This is a genomic window from Saccharothrix xinjiangensis, assembly GCF_039527585.1.
In the GTDB taxonomy this organism is placed as follows: domain Bacteria; phylum Actinomycetota; class Actinomycetes; order Mycobacteriales; family Pseudonocardiaceae; genus Actinosynnema; species Actinosynnema xinjiangensis.
The window spans coordinates 142,689-166,282 of sequence record NZ_BAAAKE010000003.1 but is presented as its reverse complement, the minus strand read 5'-3'; the positions used below and the strand labels follow the sequence as shown (position 1 = coordinate 166,282).

Annotated in this window: 19 protein-coding genes; 10 read left to right on the top strand and 9 right to left on the bottom strand. The window is 73.4% G+C overall.

Going from position 1 to position 23,594, the window contains the following annotated elements; all coding sequences use genetic code 11:
- The first annotated feature begins 38 nt into the window (after window positions 1-38).
- The 3 genes from ABD223_RS08965 (at window position 39) to ABD223_RS08955 (ending at window position 4,246) form a co-directional block, all read left to right on the top strand.
- Window positions 39-419: a hypothetical protein gene (locus ABD223_RS08965; protein ID WP_344035534.1), complete on the top strand. Its 381-nt coding sequence runs from the start codon at window positions 39-41 to the stop codon at window positions 417-419.
- A complete protein-coding gene (locus ABD223_RS08960; protein ID WP_344035533.1) occupies window positions 412-822 on the top strand; it encodes a hypothetical protein in 411 nt (136 codons plus the stop codon). Before ABD223_RS08965 ends, ABD223_RS08960 begins: the two co-directional genes overlap by 8 nt.
- A gap of 334 nt (window positions 823-1,156) precedes the next feature.
- A complete protein-coding gene (locus ABD223_RS08955) occupies window positions 1,157-4,246 on the top strand; it encodes an efflux RND transporter permease subunit (RefSeq protein ID WP_344035532.1) in 3,090 nt (1,029 codons plus the stop codon).
- A 169-nt stretch (window positions 4,247-4,415) separates the two neighbouring features.
- Here the strand turns inward: ABD223_RS08955 and metH are convergent, their stop codons facing one another.
- From metH to ABD223_RS08935, 4 genes are all read right to left on the bottom strand, one after another.
- Entirely contained in the window at window positions 4,416-8,012 is a 3,597-nt protein-coding gene (gene metH, locus ABD223_RS08950; RefSeq protein ID WP_344035530.1) for a methionine synthase, read from the bottom strand.
- A gap of 298 nt (window positions 8,013-8,310) precedes the next feature.
- Window positions 8,311-8,907, bottom strand: a complete 597-nt coding sequence (locus ABD223_RS08945) for a LutC/YkgG family protein (RefSeq protein ID WP_344035529.1) — start codon at window positions 8,905-8,907, stop codon at window positions 8,311-8,313.
- Entirely contained in the window at window positions 8,904-10,301 is a 1,398-nt protein-coding gene (locus ABD223_RS08940) for a lactate utilization protein B (protein ID WP_344035528.1), read from the bottom strand. The genes ABD223_RS08945 and ABD223_RS08940 overlap by 4 nt, the downstream gene beginning before the upstream one ends.
- Complete coding sequence (locus tag ABD223_RS08935; RefSeq protein WP_344035527.1) at window positions 10,298-11,026, bottom strand: (Fe-S)-binding protein; 729 nt, start codon at window positions 11,024-11,026, stop codon at window positions 10,298-10,300. The genes ABD223_RS08940 and ABD223_RS08935 overlap by 4 nt, the downstream gene beginning before the upstream one ends.
- 67 nt (window positions 11,027-11,093) lie before the next feature.
- Here ABD223_RS08935 and ABD223_RS08930 point away from each other — a divergent pair, with 67 nt between their 5' ends.
- The gene (locus ABD223_RS08930) at window positions 11,094-11,798 is read left to right on the top strand and encodes a FadR/GntR family transcriptional regulator (RefSeq protein WP_344035526.1); all 705 of its coding nucleotides are present in this window, start codon (window positions 11,094-11,096) and stop codon (window positions 11,796-11,798) included.
- A gap of 982 nt (window positions 11,799-12,780) precedes the next feature.
- Here ABD223_RS08930 and ABD223_RS08925 read toward each other — a convergent pair.
- Both ABD223_RS08925 and ABD223_RS08920 read right to left on the bottom strand, forming a co-directional pair.
- Window positions 12,781-13,674 carry an SDR family NAD(P)-dependent oxidoreductase gene (locus tag ABD223_RS08925; RefSeq protein ID WP_344035525.1) on the bottom strand — a complete coding sequence of 298 codons (894 nt, stop codon included), beginning with the start codon at window positions 13,672-13,674 and terminating at the stop codon, window positions 12,781-12,783.
- 41 nt (window positions 13,675-13,715) lie between these two features.
- Complete coding sequence (locus tag ABD223_RS08920) at window positions 13,716-14,252, bottom strand: TetR/AcrR family transcriptional regulator (RefSeq protein WP_344035524.1); 537 nt, start codon at window positions 14,250-14,252, stop codon at window positions 13,716-13,718.
- A 125-nt stretch (window positions 14,253-14,377) separates the two neighbouring features.
- Between ABD223_RS08920 and ABD223_RS08915 the strand changes: the two genes are divergently transcribed.
- The 3 genes from ABD223_RS08915 (at window position 14,378) to ABD223_RS08905 (ending at window position 16,936) form a co-directional block, all read left to right on the top strand.
- A complete protein-coding gene (locus ABD223_RS08915; RefSeq protein ID WP_344035523.1) occupies window positions 14,378-15,298 on the top strand; it encodes an SDR family NAD(P)-dependent oxidoreductase in 921 nt (306 codons plus the stop codon).
- Between the two features lie 82 nt (window positions 15,299-15,380).
- Window positions 15,381-16,445 (top strand): DNA polymerase III subunit beta family protein, encoded by a 1,065-nt coding sequence (locus tag ABD223_RS08910; protein WP_344035522.1) that lies wholly within the window; start codon window positions 15,381-15,383, stop codon window positions 16,443-16,445.
- A 23-nt stretch (window positions 16,446-16,468) separates the two neighbouring features.
- On the top strand, window positions 16,469-16,936 hold the full coding sequence (locus ABD223_RS08905) for a hypothetical protein (protein ID WP_344035521.1): 468 nt from the start codon (window positions 16,469-16,471) through the stop codon (window positions 16,934-16,936).
- 78 nt (window positions 16,937-17,014) lie between these two features.
- On the opposite strand, the gene ABD223_RS08900 is transcribed toward ABD223_RS08905, so the two are convergent.
- The 3 genes from ABD223_RS08900 to ABD223_RS08890 all read right to left on the bottom strand — a co-directional run bounded on the left by ABD223_RS08900 (window position 17,015) and on the right by ABD223_RS08890 (window position 20,378).
- On the bottom strand, window positions 17,015-17,776 hold the full coding sequence (locus ABD223_RS08900) for an SDR family NAD(P)-dependent oxidoreductase (RefSeq protein ID WP_344035520.1): 762 nt from the start codon (window positions 17,774-17,776) through the stop codon (window positions 17,015-17,017).
- Window positions 17,777-17,810: 34 nt separating this feature from the next.
- Window positions 17,811-19,469 carry a glycoside hydrolase family 99 protein gene (locus ABD223_RS08895; RefSeq protein WP_344035519.1) on the bottom strand — a complete coding sequence of 553 codons (1,659 nt, stop codon included), beginning with the start codon at window positions 19,467-19,469 and terminating at the stop codon, window positions 17,811-17,813.
- A 72-nt stretch (window positions 19,470-19,541) separates the two neighbouring features.
- Window positions 19,542-20,378, bottom strand: a complete 837-nt coding sequence (locus tag ABD223_RS08890) for an alpha/beta fold hydrolase (RefSeq protein WP_344035518.1) — start codon at window positions 20,376-20,378, stop codon at window positions 19,542-19,544.
- Between the two features lie 112 nt (window positions 20,379-20,490).
- Between ABD223_RS08890 and ABD223_RS08885 the strand changes: the two genes are divergently transcribed.
- From ABD223_RS08885 to ABD223_RS08875, 3 genes are read left to right on the top strand one after another with little or no spacing between them, the layout of a single operon-like run.
- Window positions 20,491-20,958: a DUF2243 domain-containing protein gene (locus ABD223_RS08885; RefSeq protein ID WP_344035517.1), complete on the top strand. Its 468-nt coding sequence runs from the start codon at window positions 20,491-20,493 to the stop codon at window positions 20,956-20,958.
- Entirely contained in the window at window positions 20,955-21,977 is a 1,023-nt protein-coding gene (locus tag ABD223_RS08880; protein WP_344035516.1) for a M20/M25/M40 family metallo-hydrolase, read from the top strand. Before ABD223_RS08885 ends, ABD223_RS08880 begins: the two co-directional genes overlap by 4 nt.
- A complete protein-coding gene (locus ABD223_RS08875; RefSeq protein ID WP_344035515.1) occupies window positions 21,970-23,559 on the top strand; it encodes a RecQ family ATP-dependent DNA helicase in 1,590 nt (529 codons plus the stop codon). The genes ABD223_RS08880 and ABD223_RS08875 overlap by 8 nt, the downstream gene beginning before the upstream one ends.
- Window positions 23,560-23,594: the final 35 nt, after the last annotated feature.

Here is a 23,594-nt window from a genome sequence, read left to right as displayed (position 1 = left end):
TAGGTTGCGCGGGTAGTCCACCACCCGGGGAAGACCAGATGATCGAAGTCCTCGCGACCGCGCTGGTGGTCGTGGCGCTCGTCGCGGCCGCGTGGTCGCTCGTCCTGGCCGTCGCCAACCGGCCGATCACCCTCGCCACCAAGCCGACCCTCGGCCTGGCCGGCGTCGTCGTGCTGCTGGAGGTCGGCCTGCTGGCGCAGCTCGTCGCGGGCGTCGTCGCCGCGGTCGGCACCGACCGGGAGCTCGACACGCCCACCTTCATCGGCTACCTGGTCGGTGTGGCCGTGGTGCTGCCGCTGGGCGCGTTCTGGTCCCTGGCCGAGCGGTCCCGGTGGGGCGCCGGCGTGCTGGCCGTCGCCTGCCTGAGCGTGCCGGTGATGGTCCTGCGGCTCAACCAGCTGTGGGCCGGCCATGGGTGACTCGCTGGAGGAGACCACGCGGTCGGGTCCGGGCCGGATGCTGATCGCCGTCTACGGGATCTTCGCGCTGGCCGCCACCGCCCGGTCGGCGGTGCAGCTGGCCTCGCGTTTCGACCAGGCGCCGCTGGCCTACGTGCTGTCGGCGTTCGCGGCCGTCGTCTACGTGGTGGCGACCGCCGCGCTGGCGGGCGCGGTGCCCAGGCGGCTCGCCTACCTCGCCTGCGGGGTCGAGCTGGCCGGGGTGCTGCTGGTCGGCGTGGCGAGCCTGGTGTTCCCGGGCGCGTTCCCGGACGCCACGGTGTGGTCGGGTTTCGGCAGCGGCTACCTGTTCATCCCGCTCGTGCTGCCCGTGCTGGGCCTGCTGTGGCTTCGGCACACCGACGGGACTCGCGGGACTCGCTGAACCGATCCCGGGCCGCGTGCGTAATGCTTGCGGCGGACGGGGGCCGGACCTCGTCCGCAGGTCCGCGGCGGCGCCGAATCGACCTCGGGTGTCTGGCAGGGCACACCGTCGCGGACGAGGAGGCCGGGAACGTGACCACGTTCCCGGCCTCCGTGACAAAGATCACCCATCCGCGTGAATGATCGGGTCACGGTGATCACCGCAGGTCACGAGGATGGGGACGTCCCCGACCCTGAGCCCGTTCTCAGCAGGGGTGTGCGAGCGTTCGCGCACCGACCCGCGGACCACGCGCGATGAGGCGTCGGCCGGTCCGCCCACCAAGGAGATGCCCAAGATGTCCGTGCTGGCTCGGCTCAGCCTGGCCAACCGAGGTCTCGTCGGGCTGCTCAGCCTCGTCGTCATCGGTTTCGGCGTGCTGACGCTGCCCTCGATCAAGCAGCAGCTGTTCCCCTCCATCGAACTGCCCGCCGCGGTGGTCATCGCGCCGTACCCGGGCGCGTCGCCGGACCTGGTCGACAGCCAGGTCGCGGAGCCGATCCAGGCGGCCGTGCGCGGCGTCGACGGTGTCGAGGAGGTGGTCACCCGTTCGCAGGAGAGCTCTGCGACCGTCCAGGTGATGTTCACCTACGGCACGGACATCGACGCCGCCGTCACGCAGATGCAGCAGGCGGTCAACCGGCTCGGCCCGCGCCTGCCCGAGGGCGTCGAGCCCACCGTCGCGCAGGGCGGCACCGACGACATCCCGGTCGTCGCGCTCGCCGCTACCTCCGGCGACGACGACATCGCCACCGCCGCCCGGCTGCGCGCCGAGGTCGTGCCCGAGCTGGAGGCCATCCCCGGCGTCCGCGAGGCCGCCGTCAGCGGCGAGCGCGACCGCCAGGTCACGGTCACCGTCGACTACGCCCGCCTGGGCGCGGCGCGCGTCGACCCGCAGGCCCTGACCGCCGCCCTCACCACCGCCGGCGCGGCGGTGCCCGCGGGCACCGTGCCCGACGCGAACAAGGCGCTGACCGTCCAGGTCGGCGGCCCGGTCACCTCGGTGGACGACCTGCGCGCCCTGCCCCTCGCCTCGCCCGCCGGCCCGGTCCGGCTCGGCGACGTGGCGCAGGTGGAGTCCGTCCCCGCCGCCGCGACCGTGCTGACCCGCACCGACGGCGAACCCACCCTCGGCGTCACCGTCACCATGAACGCCGACGGCAACGCGGTCGAGATCTCCCGCGCCGTGCGCGACCGGCTCGACGAGCTGGGCGAGGCCGCCGACTCCCGGCTCACCATCGCCTTCGACCAGGGCCCCGAGGTGGAGAAGGCGATCAGCGGCCTGACCACCGAGGGCCTGCTCGGCCTGCTGTTCGCGGTCGTGGTGATCCTGCTGTTCCTGCTGTCGGTGCGGTCCACCCTGGTCACGGCGGTGTCCATCCCGCTGTCCGTGGTGGTCGCGCTGATCGCCCTCTACACCGGCGACCTGTCGCTGAACCTGCTCACCCTCGGCGCGCTGACCATCGCGGTCGGCCGCGTGGTCGACGACTCGATCGTGGTGCTGGAGAACATCAAGCGCCACCTCGGCTACGGCGAGGACAAGGAGCGCGCCGTGCTCGACGGCACGCGCGAGGTGGCGGGCGCGGTGACCGCGTCCACGCTCACCACGGTCGCGGTGTTCCTGCCGATCGCGTTCGTCGGCGGCATCGCGGGCGAGCTGTTCGGGCCGTTCTCCATCACGGTCACCGTGGCGCTGCTGGCCTCGCTGCTGGTGTCGCTGACGATCGTGCCGGTGCTCGCGTACTGGTTCCTCAAGCGCCCGGACGTGCCGGGGGACCCGGAGGCCGCCGAGCGCGCCCGGCAGGCGGTGCTGGACAAGGAGCGGCGCAGCCCGCTCCAGCGCACCTACGTGCCGGTGCTGAAGTTCGCCACCACCCGCCGCTGGCTGACGCTGGTGATCGCGGTGTTCATCTTCGGCGGCACCCTCGGCCTGGCCGGGTCGTTGCAGACCAACTTCATCGACGACTCCGGCGGCACCGCGCTCCAGGGCAGCCAGGAGCTGCCGCCCGGCACCAGCCTGGCCGCCCGCGACGAGGCCGCCCGCGAGCTGGAGGGCGTGCTCGCCGAGACCGAGGAGATCGAGACCTACCAGGTCACGATCGGCACGGACAACAGCCTGGCCGCGTTCGGGTTCGGCGGCAGCGGCGACACCTCGGTGAACGCCACCGTGCGCGAGGGCACCGACCTGGAGGCGTTGCAGGACCGGCTCACCGAGCGGCTGGCCGGTATGCCCGGCACCGGCGAGGTCACCTTCGGCGCCGCCGCCGCCGGGTTCGGCTCGGACAGCATCGACGTGCTCGTCACCGCGCCCGACGCGGACACCCTGCGCGCCGCGGCCGACCGGGTGCAGGAGGCCGTCGCGGGCACCGCCGGCGTGGGCGAGGTGACCAACGACCTGGGCGTCAGCGCGCCGCGCGTGCAGGTGACCGTCAACCAGGACGCGGCCGCCGCGCGCGGCCTGACCAGCCAGAGCATCGGCCAGTTCGCGGCGCAGGCGCTGCGCGGCGTGCCGGTGGCCGAGCTGCCGCTCGACGGGCGGTCGCAGCAGGTCGTGCTGCGCACCGGCGCCGCGCCGGGCGACGTGGACGCGCTGCGCGCCCTGCCGCTGCCCGGCGGCGTCACGCTCGGCCAGGTCGCCGACGTGGCCGTGGTGGAGGGCCCGGTGCAGGTGCGGCGCACCGACGGCGCGCGCAGCACCACCGTGTCGGCCAAGGCCACCGGCTCGGACCTGGGCGCGGTGACCGCCGACCTGACCTCGCGGTTGGAGGGCCTCGACCTGCCCGGCGGCGCGTCCTACGAGATCGGCGGCGTGAGCGCCGACCAGGCCGAGACGTTCGCCGACCTGGGCCTGGCCATGCTCGCGGCCATCGCGATCGTGTTCCTGATCATGGTGGCCACGTTCCGCAGCCTGGTGCAGCCGCTGATCCTGCTGGTGTCGATCCCGTTCGCGGCGACCGGCGCGATCGGCCTGCTGCTGCTCACCGGCACCCCGCTCGGCCTGCCGGCGTTGATCGGCATGCTGATGCTCGTCGGCATCGTGGTGACCAACGCGATCGTGCTGATCGACCTGGTCAACCAGTACCGGCGGGACGGGATGCCGGTGCGCGAGGCGGTGGTCGAGGGCGGTCGGCGGCGGTTGCGGCCGATCCTGATGACCGCCGCGGCGACGATCTTCGCGCTGCTGCCGATGGCGCTGGGCATCACCGGCGAGGGCGCGTTCATCGGCAAGCCGCTGGCGATCGTGGTGATCGGCGGCCTGATCAGCTCGACGCTGCTGACGCTCGTGCTGGTGCCGACGCTGTACTCGATGGTCGAGGGCCGCAAGGAGCGCAAGGCGGCCAAGCGGGCGGAGACCCGGGCCGAGGAGCGCGAGCCGGTCTCGGTCTGAGGTGGTCCGACGACGGGGCCCCGTCCGGTTCTCCGGGCGGGGCCCCTCGCCGTGGACGGCGATTCACGTGGAAAACGATTCACCAGGACCGTGGAAAACGATTTACCCGGGCGGTCGGGCGGGAATGTGCGCCGCTCGGCCCGTGCGGGTCGAGCAGTGCTGCTCCGCTCTAGGCCTCGGGTTCGTAGGCCAGGTTCGGGCGCAGCCAGCGCTCCACCTCGGCCGGCGGGGCGCCTCGGCGGCGGGCGTAGTCCTCGACCTGGTCGCGTCCGATCCGGCCCACCGTGAAGTACCGCGAGTCCGGGTGCGCGAAGATCAACCCGCTCACGCTCGCCGCCGGCGTCATGGCGAACGAGTCGGTCAGCGCGGTCCCCAGCTCCTCGGCGCCCAGCAGCGCGAACAGCTCCCGCTTCTCGCTGTGGTCCGGGCTGGCCGGGTAGCCGAACGCGGGCCGGATGCCGCGGAACCGCTCCGCGTGCAGGTCCTCCAGCGCCGGGTCGGCGTCCGGCTCGAACCACTCGCGCCGGGCCTTCAGGTGCACGTGCTCGGCGAACGCCTCGGCCAGCCGGTCGGCCAGCGCCTTGACCATGATCGACCGGTAGTCGTCGTACTCGGCCTCGTACTCCGCCGCCAGCTCCTCCGCGCCGTGGATCGACACGGCGAACCCGCCGAGGAAATCGTTTTCCGGGGCCACGTAGTCGGCCAGGCAGCGGTTGGGGCGGCTCTGCGGCTTCCGCGTCTGCTGGCGCAGCATCGGCAACCGGACGCCGTCCACCACGACGTCGTCGCCCTCGGAGTGCGCGGGCCAGAAGCCGTACACGCCCCGCGCGCGCAGCGAACCGTCCGCGACGATCTTGTCCAGCATCGCGGTGGCGTCGTCGAACAGCTCCCGCGCGGCCGGGTTCTCCAGGACCTTCGGGTACTTGCCCTTCAGCTCCCAGGCCAGGAAGAAGAACGTCCAGTCGATCATCCCGCGCAGCTCGGCCAGGCTCGGCTCGACCACGCGCACCCCGGTGAACGCCGGCGTCGGCAGCTCGCCGAACGGCACGTCCTCGGCGTTGGCGCGGGCCTGCTCGACGGTCAGCAGGGGCGTGCTGTGCCGGTTCTCGTGCTCCTCGCGCAGCCGCTGCTGCTCGACCCGGTTGGCCTCGGCCAGCTCCTCGGCCCGGTCGCGGTCCAGCAGGGCCGACACCACGCCGGTCACGCGCGACGCGTCGAGCACGTGCACCGTGGGCTCGTCGTACACGGGGGCGATGCGGACCGCGGTGTGCTGCCGGGACGTGGTCGCGCCGCCGATCAGCAGCGGCAGCTTCAGCCCGCGCCGCTGCATCTCCGCCGCCACCGACACCATCTCGTCCAGCGACGGCGTGATCAGGCCGGACAGGCCGACCACGTCCGCGCCCTCGATCACCGCGGTGTCGAGGATCTTCGCCGCGGGCACCATCACGCCCAGGTCGACGACCTCGTAGTTGTTGCAGCCCAGCACCACGCCGACGATGTTCTTGCCGATGTCGTGCACGTCGCCCTTGACCGTGGCCAGCACGACCTTGCCGTTGCCGCGCGGCGCGCCCGTGGGGTTGCCCTCGGCGTCCCTCTCCGCGTCCATGAACGGCTCCAGGTGCGCGACCGCCCGCTTCATCACGCGCGCGCTCTTCACCACCTGAGGCAGGAACATCCGGCCCGAGCCGAACAGGTCGCCGACGACCTTCATGCCGTCCATCAGCGGGCCCTCGATGACGTCCAGCGGGCGCTTCGCCTGGAGGCGGGCCTCCTCGGTGTCGGCCTCGATGTGGTCGACGATGCCGTGCACCAGGGCGTGCTCCAGGCGCTGCGCCACCGTGCCCTCGCGCCACGACAGGTCCACGACGCGCCTGGTGCCCTTGCCCGCCACGGTCTCGGCGAACGACACCAGCCGGTCGGTGGCGTCCGGGCGGCGGTCGAACAGCACGTCCTCGACCAGCTCCAGCAGGTCGGGCGGGATGTCCTGGTAGACCGCGAGCTGGCCGGCGTTGACGATGCCCATGTCCAGGCCCGCGCGCACGCCGTGGAACAGGAACGCCGAGTGCATCGCCTCGCGCACGGTGTCGTTGCCGCGGAAGGAGAACGACAGGTTCGAGATGCCGCCGCTGATCCGCGCGCCCGGACAGCGCCGCTTGATCAGCGGGATCGCGTCCAGGAACGCCTTGGCGTAGCCGTTGTGCTCGGCGATGCCGGTGGCGACCGCCAGCACGTTCGGGTCGAAGATGATGTCCTCGGCGGGGAAGCCGGCCTCCCGCGTGAGCAGGTCGTAGGCGCGGCCGCAGATGTCCACCTTGCGCTCGGTGGTGTCGGCCTGGCCCTTCTCGTCGAACGCCATCACCACCACGCCCGCGCCGAAGTCGCGGATGCGGCGCGCCTGGGCCAGGAACGGCTCCTCGCCCTCCTTGAGGCTGATCGAGTTGACCACGCCCTTGCCCTGCACGCACTTCAGGCCGGCTTCCAGCACGCTCCACCGGGAGCTGTCGACCATCACCGGCACGCGGGCGATCTCGGGCTCGGTGGCGATCAGGTTGAGGAACGTGGTCATCGCCCGCTCGCTGTCGAGCAGGTCGGCGTCCATGTTGACGTCCAGCAGGTTCGCGCCGCCGCGCACCTGCTCCAGCGCCACGGTCACCGCGCCCTGGTGGTCGTCGGCCTCGATCAGCCTGCGGAACTTCGCCGAGCCCGTCACGTTGGTGCGCTCGCCGATCATCACGAAACCGGTGTCCGGGCCGATCTCGAACGGCTCCAGGCCGCTGAACCGGGTCCGGTCCCCGATGCGGGGCACCGCGCGCGGCGTCGTGCCCCGGACGGCCCGCGCGATCCGCTCGACGTGCTCCGGGGTGGTGCCGCAGCACCCGCCGACGATGTTGACCACGCCCTCGTCGACGAAGCCGCGCAGCAGCTCGGCGGTCTCCTCCGGGGTCTGGTCGTAGCCGCCGAACGCGTTGGGCAGGCCCGCGTTCGGGTGGCTGGCGGTGTAGGTGCCCGCGAGGCGCGCCAGGTCGACGACGTGCGGGCGCATCTCGGTCGCGCCCAGCGAGCAGTTCACGCCGACGACCAGCGGGTTCGCGTGGGCGATGGAGTTCCAGAACGCCTCGACGGTCTGCCCGGACAGCGTGCGGCCGCTCAGGTCGACGATGGTGACCGAGATCCACAGCGGCAGGTGCGGCGCGACCTCGCGGGCGGCGGCCACGGCGGCCTTGGCGTTGAGCGTGTCGAAGACCGTCTCGATGAGCAGCAGGTCGACGCCGCCCTCGGCGAGCGCGCCGATCTGCTCGGCGTAGGTGGCCTGGACCCGGTCGAAGTCGACGGTGCGGAAGGCCGGGTCGTCGACGCGCGGCGACAGCGAGAGGGTGACGTTGAGCGGGCCGACGGAGCCGGCGACGAACCGGCCGCCCACCTCGTCGGCGGCCTGGCGGGCGAGCTGGGCGCCGCGCAGGTTCATGTCGCGGACGTGCCGCTCCAGGCCGTAGTCGGCCTGGGCGATGCCCGTCGCGGTGAAGGTGTTGGTGGTGGTGATGTCCGCGCCCGCGGCCAGGTACCGGCGGTGCCCGTCGAGGATGAGGTCCGGGCGCGTGAGGTTGAGCAGGTCGGGGTCGCCGGTGACGTCGTGCGGGTGGTCGCCGAGCAGGTCGCCGCGGAAGTCGGCGGGGGAGAGGCCCGCGGATTGGAGCATCGTGCCCCATGCGCCGTCGAGCACGGCGACGCGCTGGTCCAGCAGCTCCCGCAGGGCGTTTTCCGACACGCAAGCCTCCCGTGGTCTGGGAGGCGCCCTTTCGTCGTCGCTCGCGACCGAGCGTGGCGGGTTCTTCACCCGTTGCAGCGCCTCTCGACCGCACGTGCGATGGTAGTCGCCTCCGCGATTCCGGACACCTCCTCCCACCACCTGGGACGTCCCAGCCCAACCGCGCGAGTCGTGCGTCCAGACCCACCGTGTCGTACGTCCAGGACCCTTGAGTTCCACGTTCGCGCACGCCTGAACGTGGAACTCGGGGGTCCTGAGCGTTCGACACGGTCGACCCGGGTGTACGACTCGCGCGGTTCTAAAGGGTGATGACCACTTCCAGGGTGCGGGGGCCGTGGACGCCTTCGACGCGTTCCAGCTCGATGTCACTGGTCGCGGACGGGCCGCTGATCCACGTCTGGGTGTCGACGCCGACCAGGGCGGCCACCGCGTCGGGCACGCCGGCGACGACCTGGGCGGCGCGGACCACCACCAGGTGGTAGTCGGGCACGAGGGTCAGGGCGCGGGGACCCTGGTCGGCGGCGGCGTGGTCCAGGACGATCGTGCCGGTCTCGGCGATGGCGACGTGGCACGCGGTGAGCACGGCGTCGGCGCGTTCCAGGGCGTCCACGTCCACCGGGGTGCGGGTGGCCCCGGGCGCCCAGTCCGCGGGCACGCCGGGCGCGGCCACGACCCGGCTCGCGCCGCGTTCGCGCAGGGCGGCCGCGATGGTGTCGACCAGGTCTTCCGCGGACGTGACGCGCACGCGGGCCCGGTAGTCCCGCAGCCGCTCGGCGAACAGGTCGACGTCGCCGGGTCCCCGCGAGCCCGCCGCGCGGTAGGCGCGGGGCGCCGGGCCCGCCGCGCCGCCCTTGGCCCGCCGGACCCTGGCCAGCACCTCGTCACGCGCGCTCATCGGTCCTCCCACCAGTCGCGGAAAGTCTGCCTGGGAGGCTGCGGCAGGTCCCGGGCCGTCGACCACCCCGGCAGCGGCACGTGCCTGCTCGCCGTCCGGCCGAACCGCCCCAGCCGCGCGAACCGCCGCCACCGCCGCGCGTCCGACATCACCCACGCCAGGGCCCGCATCGCGGTCGACTCGGGCGTGCCGCCCTTGGCCTCGACCACCCTCTTCCGCAGGTGCACCAGCATCGAAGGTATATCGATTGCCACCGGGCACACGTCGTAGCACACGCCGCACAGCGACGACGCGAACGGCAGCGTCGGGTTCCGCTCCACACCGGTCAGCTGCGGCGACAGCACCGCGCCGATCGGACCGGGGTAGGTGGAGCCGTACGCGTGGCCGCCGGTGCGCTCGTACACCGGGCACGAGTTCAGGCACGCCGAGCAGCGGATGCACCGCAGCGCGGCCCGGCCGTCGGGGTCGGCGAGCGTGGCCGTGCGACCGTTGTCCACCAGCACCACGTGGCTCGTCTGGCCCTCGGTCGGCCCGGTCCACACCGACGTGTAAGGGTTCATCCGCTCGCCCGTGGACGACCGGGGCAGCAGTTGGAGGAACACCTCCAGGTCCCGCCACGAGGGCAGCAGCTTCTCTATGCCGACCACGCTGATCAGCGTGCGCGGCAGCGTCAGGCACATCCGGCCGTTGCCCTCGGACTCGACCACCACCAGCGACCCGGTCTCCGCGATGCCGAAGTTCGCGCCGGAGATCGCCACGTCCACGGTCAGGAACTTCCGCCGCAGGTGCGCGCGGGCGGCCTCGGCGAGCGCGCGCGGGTCGGCGGTCAGGTCCGGGTCCACACCGGGCATCTCGCGCCGGAAGATCTCCCGGATCTCCGCCCGGCCGCGGTGGATCGCGGGCACGAGGATGTGGCTCGGCCGGTCGCGGCCCAGTTGGACGATCAACTCCGCCAGGTCGGTCTCGACGGCGTGCACGCCCACGTCCGCCAGCGCCTCGTTGAGGCCGATCTCGGCGGTCGCCATGGACTTGACCTTGATCACCTCGCGGGTGCCGGTCGCCGTGACGAGGCCGGTGACGATCCGGTTGGCCTCGTCGGCGTCGCGCGCCCAGTGCACGTGCGTGCCGCGCGCGGTCAGCGCCTCCTCGAACCGCACCAGGTGCTCGTCGAGGTCGGCCAGCACCTCGTCCTTGATCGCCGCGCCCGCCGCGCGCAGCTCGGCCCAGTCCGGCAGCTCGCCCACGACGTTCGCGCGCTTGCCGCGGATCGTGGCGGTGGCCTTGGCGAGGTTGCGGCGCAGCTGCGCGTTGCCGAGGGCTTCGCGGGCGGCCTCGGGGAACGGCGCGCCGGTCAGGTTGCCGCGACCGGCGGGCATGCCCAGGAACGTGCTCATCGGGTGTGCTCCAGGACTTGGGCGAGGTGCAGCGGGCGGACGCCGCTGCGCAGCCTGCTCAGGCCGCCGCCGATGTGCATCAGGCACGACGAGTCGCCGGCGGTGAGGACGCCGGCGCGGGTGCCGATGACGTTGCTCATCTTGTCGGCCAGCATGGCGGTGGAGGTGTCGGCGTTCTTCAGGGCGAACGTGCCGCCGAAGCCGCAGCACGTCTCGGCGTCGGGCAGCTCGACCAGGTCGATGCCCTCCACTGCCTCCAGCAGCCGCAACGGCCGGTCCCGGACCTTCAGCACGCGCAGCGAGTGGCACGTGGGGTGGTAGGTGACGCGGTGCGGGAAGTACGCGCCGACGTCCGTGACGCCCAGCACGTCCACCAGGAACTCGGACAGCTCGTAGGTGCGCCTCGCGGTGTCCTCGGCGGCCTCGGCGAGCCCCGCGTCGCCGTGCTCGCGGGCGACCGCGGCGTGCTGGTGGCGCACCGAGCCCGCGCACGACCCGGACGGCGCGACGACCACGTCGGCCCGCTCGAAGGCCTTGACGTGGTTGCGCACGATCGGCAGGGCCTGGGCCGCGTAGCCGGTGTTGATGTGCATCTGGCCGCAGCACGACTGGGCCGGCGGCACGACCACCTCGTGGCCGAGCCGTTCCAGCAGCCGGACGGTGGCCTTGCCGACGTCCGGGAACAGGCCGTCGACCAGGCACGTGATGAACAGCGCGACTCTCACGCCACGGGAGTCTAGGCTCTGTGGTCAGACCACACCAGGCTGTGGTCTGACCACAGGGAGGTGTGCGGTGTCCGGGTACGACGCGGTGCTGCGGCACGTGGAGTCGGAGCTGACCGCGGGCAGGCTCGGCGTCGGGCAGCAGCTGCCCGCGGAACGGCGGCTGGCCGAGGAGCTGGGTGTCAGCCGCGCGACCGTGCGCGAGGCGATCCGGGTGCTCCAGGCGATGGGCGTGGTCCGGAGCGGCGTGGGGTCCGGGCCCGACGCGGGGACGACGGTGATCGCGGACCCGGCGGGCGGGATCGGGGCGGCGCTGCGGCTGCACCTGGCCACGCGCCGGTTGCCGATGGCGGACCTGGTGGACACGCGGGTGATGATCGAGAGCCACGCGGTGCGCGCGGCGGCGGCCACGCCCGACCACCCCGAGCTGGCGCGCGCGGCCGGCCTGCTGGTGCGCATGGACGCGCCGGACCTGGGCGCGGACGCGTTCCACCAGCTCGACGCGGACTTCCACGTGGCGCTCACGGCGGCGGCGGGCAACGCCGTGAACACCGCCGTGATGGCGGCCCTGCGTGACGCGATCCACCGGACGGTGCTGGACGCGGTGCGGGCCCTGCCCGACTGGTCGCGCACGGCCGTGCGGCTGCGCCGCGAGCACCGGGGCATCCTGCGCGCGGTGCGGGCGGGGGACGCCGAGCTGGCGGCGGCGCGGGTGACCCGCCACGTGCGGGGGTTCCACCGGGAGTGGGCCCGGCACGCCGGGGCCTCGGGCTGACCTGGACGTAGAACTCAGGGGTCCTGAACGTACGACACGGTGGTCCTGAACGTACGACTCGCGTGGTCTGGGCGTACGACACGGTGGTCCTGAACGTACGACTCGCGTGGTCTGGGCGTACGACACGGTTGGGCTGGGGGTACGACTCGCGCGGGGCGGGTGGTGGGGCCCGGTCCCCGGGAGGACCGGGGACCGGGCCCCACCGGCGTGGTCGGCCCGGCCGGTGAGCCGGTAGCGGGTACCGGCGGCGCGGTCGGGCGCCACGTCCTCCAGCACTGACTCGCCGTTCGCGGTGGCGCGGCGCGGGGTGCGCACCGCGCTCCGCGAGGGCCGGCGTCCCGGCGGGACCCGGAACGCCCTCGCCGGGAGTGGACCGCCACGACGACCAGCGTCAGCCGTGGCGGCCGCCCAGGCGGCAACACCGGCCCGGCAAGACCCCGGACCACCTCGGGGAGGCCGAGGTTCCTGGCCTGCCCCGGTGCGGTCGGCCCCTACGGGGTCCGCCGCCGGCGAGTCACCGGTGATCTCGGGCGTGCCGGGCGGAGGACCGCCGGGCGCGCCGCTCGTGCACGTCCCCCGTGGTGGGCGGGAACGGGAGCCGGTTGTCGGCGGTGGTTGGTACGACCGGGAAACGAGGAATGTCGCGTTGTGCCATGGAACCCCCAGGTTCGACGCATCCCGGCGAACCGGGCGCGGGGTGGACGCGTCCCCTTCGGTCACCCCCGCCATTACACAAGTACCAGCATTCCCGGCGGAGATACACGGGTTATTTCCGCCGGTAGGAGCGCGGTAATCCAGGTGACCCGGTAATTGCCAGGTCAACGGCGCGAGTGGTTCTCGCCAATCGAGACGGGATGGGTGATCTCGTGTTCGGCCTGTCCGGTGAGGAATGCATCAGGCCGGGTGCATATTCATGACAAGGAGGTTCGATGATCGGTTGTGCCGATCACCGCGGTTCGCCGATCCCGGTCCGCCGGCCCGGTCAGGAACCGGTCGAGGTCGTGCTGCGCCGGGCGCGGTGGCGCGAGGTCGAGCCGATGCGCGCGGCCACGGTCATGTGCGAGGCGGGGAACAGGCGCGCCAGGACGTCCGGGACGACGGCGGTCCACGCGATCAGCACGCGTCCCCTGCGCTTCCGCACGCCGGTCAGGATCTGCTCCGCGGCCTTGTCGGCGGGGTAGGTGAGGAGCTTGGCGAAGCGGGCCCTGCCCGCCGCCACCTCGGCCGCGTCCGCGGCGCCCGCCACGCGCGCGGTCTCGGCGATCCGGGTCCGGATGCCCCCGGGGTGGACGCTGGTCACGCCGACGCCCCGGTCCGCCAGCTCGTGCCGCAGCGCCTCGGTGAAGCCGCGCAGCGCGAACTTGCTGGCCGAGTACGCGGTCTGGCCGGGCGGGGCGATCAGCCCGAACAGGCTCGACACGTTCACCACGTGGCTGCCGGGCGAGTCCAGCAGGCGCGGCAGGAACAGCCGGGTGAGCGCCACCGGGGCGCGGAAGTTGACGTCCATCACCCAGTCGAACTCCTCGGCGCTCACCTGGTCGAAGGTGCCGCCGAGGGCGACGCCGGCGTTGTTGACCAGCAGCGTGGGGCGCGGGTTCCTGGTCAGGACGTCGGCGACGAGGTCGTCCAACCCGGACACGTCGGACAGGTCGGCCACGACCGCGTCGACCTCGACGCCCCGGATGCGCCCCGCGACCTCGGCCAGCCGGTCGGCGTCCCGGTCGATCAGGACGAGGCGGCTGCCGCGCCTGGCCAGGCCGTACGCCATCTGTTCGCCCATGCCGCTCGCCGCGCCCGTGAGGACGGCGGTGCCGCCGGCGAACCGGTAGGGGGGTAGCTGCCGGGCCATGCGGCCTCCTTCGGTCGTGGTGCGCACCGCACCAGTGTGGCGCGGGTGATCGGCCCGTGCCGGCGGGTTCAGGTCCGGTGGCGGAGGCCGTCGAGGACGAGGTCGAGCATGCGGCCAGGGTCGCCGAGCTGGGCCGCCGCGCCGGCGATGCCGGCGATGGTGACCAGCACGTCGGTCGGCTCCAGGTCGGTGCGTCCCATCGCGGCCAGGAGCCGCGTCATGGCGCCGACCAGGAGTTCGCGGCTCTCCGAGTACGGGTCCGAGCCGGAGGCGACGACCGCGCGCAGGGCGTCCGCCATGCCGTGCTTGGTGGCGGTGTAGTCGAGGAACCGGTCCATCCACGCCCTGGTCGCGAGGTCCGGCGGCAGGGTGCCGAGCAGCTCCGGCACGGCGTCGCACAGCTTGCCCAGCTCGTTGCGGTAGACCGCCTCCACCAGCGCCTCGCGGGTGGGGAAGTGGCGGTACAGGGTGCCGATGCCCACGCCCGCGCGCTTGGCGACCAGCTCCAGCGGCACGTCCGCGCCCTCGGTCGAGAACGCCTCCAGCGCGGTGGCCAGCAGGCGGTCGCGGTTGCGCCGGGCGTCGGCGCGCAACGGACGCGACACGGTGCCTCCTCGTGCTCGTGGTGACGGGGGTCACGATGAAAACGGAGGCTCCTCCGGTTAGCGTGGAATTACCGGAGGGTCCTCCGCTTCAGTGTAGGGGCCACGGACGACGGATGGAGCAGATCATGGGCGAGCGCATCACCACGCCGTTCGGCGCGGACTCGACCGCGGCGGAGGTCGTGAGGGGCATCGACCTGACCGGCAGGAGGGCCGTCGTCACCGGCGGCTCGTCCGGCATCGGCGTCGAGACCGCGCGGGCGCTGGCCGGCGCGGGCGCGGAGGTCACGCTGGCGGTGCGCGACACGGCCGCCGGGCGGCGGGTGGCCGAGGAACTCGGCGGCGACGTGCGCGTGGCCCGGTTGGACCTGGCCGACCAGGCGTCCGTCGCCGGGTTCGTCGCCGGCTGGGACGGTCCGCTGCACCTCCTGGTCAACAACGCGGGGGTGATGGCGACGCCGGAGACCCGCACGCCGGAGGGCTGGGAACTCCAGTTCGCCACCAACCACCTGGGGCACTTCGCGCTGACCACCGGGCTGCACCGGCACCTGGCCGCCGAGGGCGCCCGGGTCGTGCAGGTCAGCTCCAGCGCCCACCACCGGTCCGGCGTGGTGTTCGAGGACATCCACTTCGAGCGCCGCCCCTATGAGCCGTGGTCCGCATACGGTCAGAGCAAGACCGCGAACGTCCTGTTCGCCATCGAGGCGACCAAGCGGTGGGCCGCCGACGGGATCACCGCGAACGCCCTGATGCCCGGCGGCATCAGGACCAACCTCCAGCGGCACATCACCCAGGAGGAGCTCGACCTGCTGCGCGCGCGGACCGGCGCCACCGACTTCCGGTGGAAGACGCCGGAGCAGGGCGCGGCCACCTCGGTGCTGCTGGCCACCTCGCCGCTGCTGGAGGGCGTCGGCGGGCGGTACTTCGAGGACTGCAACGAGGCCGTCCGGGGTGTCGCCGACGCCCGGCACGGTGTCGCGCCCCACGCGCTGGACGAGGACGCCGCGACCCGGCTGTGGGCGGTGACCGAGGAGACCCTCGCCCGCTGAACCCGTCCCCGCGCACCCGGCGGTCCGCGCGACCGCCGGGCGGGGTTGACCTTCGGGTTACCTGAAACCCGATGATGGCCGGGTGCCGAAGTCCGAACTCCTCACGATCGGCGTGTTCGCCCGCTCCAGCGGGCTGACCGCCAGCGCGCTGCGCTTCTACGCGGACTCGGGCCTGGTGGAGCCGGCGAGCGTCGACCGGTCGTCCGGCTACCGCTACTACGCGCCGGACCAGGTCGAACGCGCGGTCATGGTCCGCCGGCTGCGCGAGATCGACATGCCCCTGGAGCTGATCGCCGAGGTCCTCGACCCGGGTGGCCGCGACGCCGCGCGGATCATCGACGACCACGTGGCCGGGCTCGCGCACCGGGCGGACCTCGCGCGTGAGACGGCCGCGGCGGTCAAGGCCCGGCTGGTCCCGGCGCCGCAGTCGCCGCCGGTGCGGCTGAGCGGGCCGGTGTTCACCGCCGCGGTCGAGCAGGTCCTCACCGCGACGACCCACGAGCCGGGCCTGCCCGTGCTCAACGGCGTGCGCGTCGAGGTCTCCGCCGAAGGAGTCGTGCTCGCCGCGACCGACCGGTACCGGCTCGCGATCCGCACGCTGGTGCCGGTGCGGCCGAGCGGGTCGGACTGGTCGGCCACGCTCGACGCCGACGACCTGCGGCCGCTGCTGTCGTGGGCGCGCCGCCGTCCCGAGCTGCGGTTGAGCGCCCGACCCGGCAGCGTCCTGTTCGAGGGCGACGACGCGGCCCGCGAGTGCCGGACCCTGGCGGGGCCCTTCCCCGACCACCGGTTGGTGGTGGCGTCCCTGCCCGAGGTGCGCACGCGTGCCGTGGTCTCCCGGAACGCCCTCGTGCGCTGCCTGGAGCGGCAGGGCGGTCACCGGGTGCGGCTGGAGGTGTCCGACGGCGCGGTGACCGTCCCGCCGGGGGAGGCGGTCCCCGCCGCGGTCACCGGTCCCGCGATCGGCCTCGACTTCGCCCTCGCCACCCTGCACCCGGCGATCGGCACGGCCGTCGGCCCCGACGTGATGCTCGACATCGCGGGCGCGGACCAGCCGGTCGTGGTCCGCTCCGCCGACGACGGCGACCTCACCACCCTGGTGATGCCCGTCCGACCCGAACCACCCGCACAGGAAGGCCCGTCATGACCACCGCACCAGCGGATCCCACGATGACCGACATCGGAGCCGCCCTCGCGCTCGCGGCCGGGGGCGACGCCGACGGGGCGCGCACCCGCTTGCACGACCTCTGGGACCGGATCGGCCCGGTGGGCGACCCCCTGCACCGCTGCACCCTGGCGCACCACATGGCCGACCTCCACGACGACCCGGCGCGGGCCCTCGTGTGGGACGTGCGGGCGCTCGACGCGGCGGCGGCCCTCACCGACGAGCGGGTCCGCCGCCACCACGACGGCCTGGGCGTCGCCGGGTTCCACCCCTCGCTGCACCTCAACCTGGCGGACGACTTCCGCAGGCTCGGGTCGTTCGAGGCCGCGAGCGACCACATCGCCGCCGCGCGGCGGCACGAGCACGCCCTCGCCGACGACGGGTACGGCACGCTCATCCGGCGGGTGATCGACGAGGTCGCCGAGGCGATCGACCGGCGGTCCACCGAGAAGCGCGCGAGCGCGCCCGGCTGACGCGCGGGGCCGGCCGAGCCGGTCCAGCCGATCCGCTCGGGGCGACTCGCTCGGGGCGACCCGCTCCGGCCGACCCGGTCAGGGCAGCGCGACCCCGGTCAGCTCGGCGCACACGGCCAGCAGGCGGTCCTGCGCCGCCACGTCGTAGGCGGCGGGGTTGGCCCGGAGGTCCTCGCGCCACTTGAAGTAGCGGCCGGTGACCCGCGCCGCCGGCTCGTCGGACGTGGCCAGCCAGACCTGCGTGTCCGCGCCCCTGGGCAGCTCGTCGGTGGCGTTCGGGCCGCCCAGCTTGGTCTTGATCCAGCCGGGGTCCACCGCGTTGCTCAGGGTGTCCGGCCACCGGCGGGCCACGGCGAACGCCAGCACGACGTCCAGGAGCTTCGAGTCGGAGTACGCCTGCATCCCGTCCCACGGCCCGCGCTCGTGCTGGAGGTCGTCGAGGTCCAGGACGCCCTGCGCCTCCAGCCCGGAGGTCAGGTAGACCAGGCGGGACGGGCGCGGCATCAGGGCGGTGAGCAGGTAGGGCGCCAGGACGTTGACCTGGAACAGCAGTTCCAGGCCGTCCTCGGTGACCACCCGCTCGGGCAGCCCGCCGCCGAGCCCCGCGTTGTGCACGACCACGTCGAAGGCCCCGGCGGCGGCGGCCAGCTCCCGGGTCCGGTCCAGGGACGACAGGTCGCCGACCACGACGCCGGCCGCGCCGGGCACGGCGGCCAGCGCCTGCTCGGCCCGCCCGGCGTCGCGCGCGTGCAGCACCACGCGGTGGCCCTGGTCCACCAGCGTCGCGGCGGTCTCCCGGCCGATGCCGTCGGACGATCCCGTGATCAGAACGCTCACCATGGCCGGCAGCGTACCTGGGAGCGCTCCCATCGGCTCAGCCGTAGACCTCCAGGCGCGCCAGCTGGGCCGCCGGCCACCCCGTGTTCCCGGTGAAGCGCAAGCGCACGTGACGGGCCCGCGCCCCGGCGGGCAGGGCGATGGTCGCGGTGTTGCCCGACCCCGGGTCGAAGGTGTGGCCGGTGGCGTTGACGAGCGTGGTGAACGCGGAGCCGTCCGCGCTCGCCTCGACCGCGACGGTCTGGGTGCGGCGACCCCACGCGGGGTTCGGCGGCAGGCCGAGCACCAGGCGGCCCAGCGCGGACGTCGTGCCCAGGTCGACCTGGAGCCACTGGGGGAAAACGTTGTTCGCGCTCTCCCAGTAGGTGTTCGGGTCGGCGTCCACGGCGAAGTGGCCGCCGTAGTGCTGGGTCTGGCTGCTCTGCGCGGTGGGCCGGCCGGCGGCCAGGTCCCGTTCGACGGGCGGGTTGCCGTCGGGCATGGGCTTGGTCGGGCGCACGGGGGTCAGCGCGATCCGGCCCTTGAGCATCAGGCCGCCGTCGCCGGTGAGCCGCAGGTAGTAGTCCGACGAGCAGCGGGTGCCGTCCTCGTCCAGGGCCAGGAAGCCGGAACCGACCGGGATGCCCGCCTGCGTCTCCGGGGTCTTGGCGATCTGGTTGGCCTCGTTGTACTCGTCGAACATCGAGATGTAGATGCCCTGCGCGCCCAGGCGCACCGCGTTGTAGAACTGCCGCCACATGAAGTCGCCGTGCGCGCGGTGCCGCCGGGACAGGTCGCCGGGCAGCACGCACGGCTGGTAGTCGATGCCCAGGCGGTTGCACTCGGCCTGGTCGGGACCGTTGACGTTGGTGTGGAAGTGGTCCGCGTCGGCGACGTTCCCGATCCGGCCGACCATCCACGGCGAGAGCATGTGGAAGCTGCGGTAGACGCCCGCGAAGCCCGGCCGGGAGTCCTCGACCTCGCGCCGCCAGTGCGTGGGCACGCCGCCGATCAGGTAGACGCCCTGCCCCTTGAACCAGTCGACCACGTCCTGGCACTGCTGCGGGGTGAACGGGCGACCCGGGTCGTTGAAGCCGAAGCCCCAGACGCACACCACGGGCTTGCCGTTCTGCCGCGCGTACATCGGCGACGAGGTGTGGGCGCGCATCTTGTCCACCCAGTCGGCCTTGATCTCCGACTGCATGTTCGCCCAGTTGGTGACGTCGTACATGATGTAGAACTTCACGCCGTGCTTCTCGGCCGCCCGGCGCACGTGCGCGGTGACCGCGTCGCGGATCGGCCCCTCGCCGCCGGTCGGGTTGAACCGCTGGAGGGCGGCGGTGTCGCAGCCGTACTGCTTCATCCAGCCGAAGTGGACGTCGACGGTCTGGAAGTCGTGGTTGGAGAACACCGTGGCCGGCTGGCCGTTGCCGAGCGTGCCGAACGCGGTGGTGTACCGATTTGCGTAGTCCGTCATGTCCGGCCACGCCATCAGCGCGTGGTTACCCGGCGACGGCGGCTGCCCCCAGTTGTCGCTCCAGTGCCACCAGCCGTTGAGGGGCGAGTTGTCGCCGGCGGCGGCGAACCAGCCCTGGTAGCCGACGGTGATCTTGCCGACCACGTCGCCGGGAGGGCTCGCCGCGCGGGCCGGGGCGGCGCTACCGAGGGCGGGGACGGCGAGCGCCGACCCGATGAACGTCCTGCGCGACAGGGACACCGCAACTCCTTCGTTGGAGGGACGGCATCAGCATGTAAGAAGTGAGCAGCATCACGCAAGAACTTGACAGGTTCAGTTCAGATCGGTGAACAGGTCCGCCGCCGCCCCGGGGTGGATCAGGAAACCCACGTGGGTGCTGTCCAGGGTGCGCACGTCGAACGGGTTGTCCGGGGTCAGCGCGTCGGCCTCGCGGACGAACCGGTCCTGGAGCGCGAGCGGGAGCGAGCGGTCCCGGGCCAGGCGGACGTAGGTGTGCGGGAGCCCGCCCCAGGTGGCGGGGTCGACGCGGTCGTCGCCCGCGTCCAGGCCCTCGTCGGGTTCGAGGGTGTTGAGCATCGCCAGGAACTCCGACTCGGGGCCGTCCTCGTGCACCGCGACCCTGAGCGCGGCCAGCAGGGCCGGGTCCGCGGTGCGCCAGTTCATCCGCAGGGCGCCCAGTTCGGCCGGGTTGGCGGCGAGGACTCCCATGGTGTCGTTGAGCGCGCTCGTCGCGTACTCCGGACCCTGCGCATAACCCTGTACATCGTTTTCCACGCAGCACCACGCCGACACGTACACCACGCGGTGCAGCAGTTCCGGCACGGCGTTCGCCACGCTGGTCACGGTCACCCCGCCCCGGCTGTGCCCGACCAGCGTCACGGGACCCAGACCAGCGGCTTTGCGCACCACGTCGATCACGTGCGCCACGTTGTCGGCGTGCGTCACGCCGGCCAGCCCCGCCGTCGCGGCGCTCAGCGCGGCCGGGTCCTGCGGGGCCTGGTAGGCGGGGTGGAACGTTGCACCGTAGCCGTGCCCGGGGAGGTCCACGGCCAGCGCGTGCCTGCCGCGCAACGTCAGCTCCCGCAGCAGCGGGGCGAAGGAGAACGAATTGCTGTTGGAGCCGGGGACGAAGACGATCACAGGGGTCATCAATCGATCTTCACACGCGGGTGGGCGGCGGTGGTCGGTGCGTCGGGGGTGACCGTGCCGGCGGGGTGGCTCGCCCGGGGTTTGATCGGCTCCAGCCGGGCAACACACGGTCATGGCGAACGTCCGGAAGGCGGCACCGGTGGCACCGGCGGCGCTGGTGCTGGGTCTGGGGGTCGGCGGGTTCGTCGACGGCATCGTGGTCCACCAGCTCCTGGGCTGGCACCACATGCTGTCCGGCTGGTACCCGGACGACCTCCACGCGAACATGGTCGGCGACGGCCTGTTCCACCTGCTGTGCCTGCTGCTGGTGCTGACCGGGGTCGTGCTGCTCAACCGGACCGCGCCGCTGCCCGCGCCCGTGCTGTGGGGCGGCGTGCTGGCCGGGTGGGGCGTGTTCAACCTGGTCGAGGGCGTCCTCAACCACCTGGTGCTCGGCGTGCACCACGTCCGGACCGGACCGCACGAACTGGCTTACGACCTGGGTTTCCTGGTCTTCGGCGCACTGCTGGTGGTGGTGGGCGTGCTGCTGTCGCGGCACCGCGAGCCGCGCGGCGACCGCGTCACGACGAGCCGCCCGTGAGCGCCGTCCGCGAGTACCCGACCTCCCACCGGGAGCGGTTCACCGGGCAGCTGGTCGAGTGGTGCCGGATCCCCTCGGTGGCCGCCCTGCCCGAGCACGAGATCGACGTGGTGCGGTCGGCGAACTGGCTGGCCGCCGCGTTCCGCGACCTCGGTTTCCCCGAGGTCGAGGTGTGGTCCGCCGCCGACGCGCCCGCCGTGTTCGCCCGGTGGCGCGCCGCGCCCGGCGCGCCGACGGTCCTGGTGTGCAGCCACCACCACGTGCGGCCGGCCGGGAGCGGGCGGTGGGAGGAGACCGCGCCGTTCGAGCCCGCCGTTCGGGGCGGGTTCGTCCACGGGCGCGGCGCGTCGGACGCGAAGGGGCAGGTGCCGGCCCACCTGTGGGGGCTGCGCGCGCACCTGCTCGACCGGGACGCGCCCGCGGTGAACCTGGTGTTCCCCGTGGAGGTCGACGAGGAGGACTGGGTCACGCGCACCGAGACGCGGGCGGTGGTCGGCGAGGCCGGGTGCACCGTGCCGGAACGGCTGTGGGCGCGGCCCGCGATCGAGGTGCTGACGATGCTCGCGGGCGACCCGGTCGGGCCGCCGCTCGGGGCGGTGCCCTCGGTGGCGGCAGCGGACCTGAGCGTCCGCACCGTGTCCGACCAGCGCGTCGCCGAGGTCGGCGAGCAGCTGCGGCGGTGGCTCGCGAAGACCGTCGACCACCGGTACGACCACGAGGTGTCGCTCAGCGAGGGCACCGCGCAGGAGGCCTGCCGGACACCCGACGACCTGCCCGAGTCGGAGCTGTTGGCGGAGGCGGTGGAAGAGGGGTTCGGCAGGTCGGTGGGCCGGATGGGCAACGCGGGCGGCGGACCCGCCGCCCGGCTGGCGGAGGGCGTGGGCGTGCCCGTGCTGTTCTTCGGCACCGGGTTGCCGGAGGACCGCCGGCACGACAGCGACGAACGGGTATCGGTGGACGTGCTGCTCGCGGGCGCGGCCACCCTGGCGCACTTCTGGGAGCGGATGGGTCGTGGGTGACCGGGAGCGCTTGCGCGCGGCGGCGGCCGACGTGTTCGGGTGGCCGGAGCTGCGCGCCGAGCAGTTGGACGCGATGGAGCAGGTCGTCGCGGGCCGGGACGTGTTCGTCGTGCTGCCGACCGGTGCGGGCAAGTCGGCGGTGTACCAGGTGCCCGGAGTGCTGCTGGACGGCCTGGTCGTGGTGGTGTCGCCGCTGATCGCGCTCCAGCGGGACCAGGTGGCGGCGCTGCGCGAGGCGGGCGCGCCGACCGCGGTCCTGGTCAACTCCGGGCAGTCCGAAGAGGACAACGAGAAGGCCTGGGAGGCGGTGCGGCGCGGTGAGGCGCGGTACCTGTTCGTGTCACCCGAGCAACTGGCCAACCCCGAGGTGCTGGCGCGGGTGGGGCGGCCGGCGCTGTTCGTGGTCGACGAGGCGCACTGCGTCTCCGCCTGGGGCCACGACTTCCGGCCCGACTACCTGCGGCTGGCAACGGCGGTGGAACGGGTCGGCAGGCCGCCGGTGCTGGCGCTGACCGCCACCGCGGGCGCCACCGTGCGGGAGGACGTGATCACCCACCTGGGGATGCGGGACCCGCTCGTGGTCGCGATCGGCTTCGACCGGCCCAACCTGTCGCTGGAGGTGCGGATGTTCACCTCCGACGACGACAAGCGCCGCGCCCTGCTCGACTGGGTGCGCGACGCGCCCCGGCCTGGGCTGGTGTACGTGGCGACCCGCAAGGACGCCGCCCGGTACGCGGAGGAGCTGGGCGTCGACCCGTTCCACGCGGGCATGAGGGCGGCCGAGCGGGAACGCGTGCAGGACGCGTTCATGCGCGGGTCGACGGACCTGGTGGTGGCCACCTCGGCGTTCGGCATGGGCATCGACAAGCCGGACGTGCGGTTCGTCGCGCACGCGTCCGCGCCCGGTTCGCTGGACGCCTACTACCAGGAGATCGGGCGGGCCGGGCGCGACGGCGAACCGGGGGAAGCCGTGCTGTTCTACCGGCCGCAGGACCTGGGGCTCCAGCGGTTCCTCCAGTCGCGGCGCGTGGACCGGGACGACCTGCTGGCGCTGGCCGCGTTCGTCGGCGAGCACCCCGGCCTGCGGGTCACCGAGCTGGTCCGGGAGTCCGGGCGGTCGCGCCGCAACGTCACCACCGGGGTCAACCTGCTGGAGCGGGTCGGCGCGGTGGTCGTGGACGGGGCGCGGTTCCGGCTGGTGGCCGAGCCGGCGCGGGCCGCGGACCTCGCCGCGGAGGAGGCGGAGCGGCTCCAGCGGCTGGACAAGTCGCGCATCGAGGTGCTGCGGGCCTACGCCGAGACCAGGGCGTGCCGCCGGCAGCACCTGATCGGCTACTTCGGCGAGGTGCTGGAGCGGGCGTGCGGCAACTGCGACACGTGCTGGAGCGGCGACGCGGGCACCGGCGTCTCGGCGAACCCCGAGTACCCGGCGCAGTCCCGGGTGCACCACACCGAGTTCGGCCCCGGGACCGTGGTGCAGAGCGAGACCGACCGGCTGACCGTGCTGTTCGAGGCGGTCGGCTACAAGACGCTGTCGCTGGAGGCGGTGCACGCGGCCGACGTGCTGGGCAGGCACCCCTGAGGCGCCCGGTCGACCCGGGTGGATCCCGGACCCGC

What these genes read in the sequence shown, in the direction of transcription:
- ABD223_RS08960 (WP_344035533.1), top strand. Translation starts at nt 412, where the DNA reads ATGGGTGACTCGCTGGAGGAGACCACGCGGTCGGGTCCGGGCCGGATG.
- ABD223_RS08885 (WP_344035517.1), top strand. Translation starts at nt 20,491, where the DNA reads ATGGCGAACGTCCGGAAGGCGGCACCGGTGGCACCGGCGGCGCTGGTG.
- ABD223_RS08965 (WP_344035534.1), top strand. Translation starts at nt 39, where the DNA reads ATGATCGAAGTCCTCGCGACCGCGCTGGTGGTCGTGGCGCTCGTCGCG.
- ABD223_RS08940 (WP_344035528.1), bottom strand. Translation starts at nt 10,301, where the DNA reads ATGAGCACGTTCCTGGGCATGCCCGCCGGTCGCGGCAACCTGACCGGC.
- ABD223_RS08905 (WP_344035521.1), top strand. Translation starts at nt 16,469, where the DNA reads ATGACCGACATCGGAGCCGCCCTCGCGCTCGCGGCCGGGGGCGACGCC.
- ABD223_RS08915 (WP_344035523.1), top strand. Translation starts at nt 14,378, where the DNA reads ATGGGCGAGCGCATCACCACGCCGTTCGGCGCGGACTCGACCGCGGCG.
- ABD223_RS08900 (WP_344035520.1), bottom strand. Translation starts at nt 17,776, where the DNA reads ATGGTGAGCGTTCTGATCACGGGATCGTCCGACGGCATCGGCCGGGAG.
- ABD223_RS08890 (WP_344035518.1), bottom strand. Translation starts at nt 20,378, where the DNA reads ATGACCCCTGTGATCGTCTTCGTCCCCGGCTCCAACAGCAATTCGTTC.
- ABD223_RS08945 (WP_344035529.1), bottom strand. Translation starts at nt 8,907, where the DNA reads ATGAGCGCGCGTGACGAGGTGCTGGCCAGGGTCCGGCGGGCCAAGGGC.
- ABD223_RS08955 (WP_344035532.1), top strand. Translation starts at nt 1,157, where the DNA reads ATGTCCGTGCTGGCTCGGCTCAGCCTGGCCAACCGAGGTCTCGTCGGG.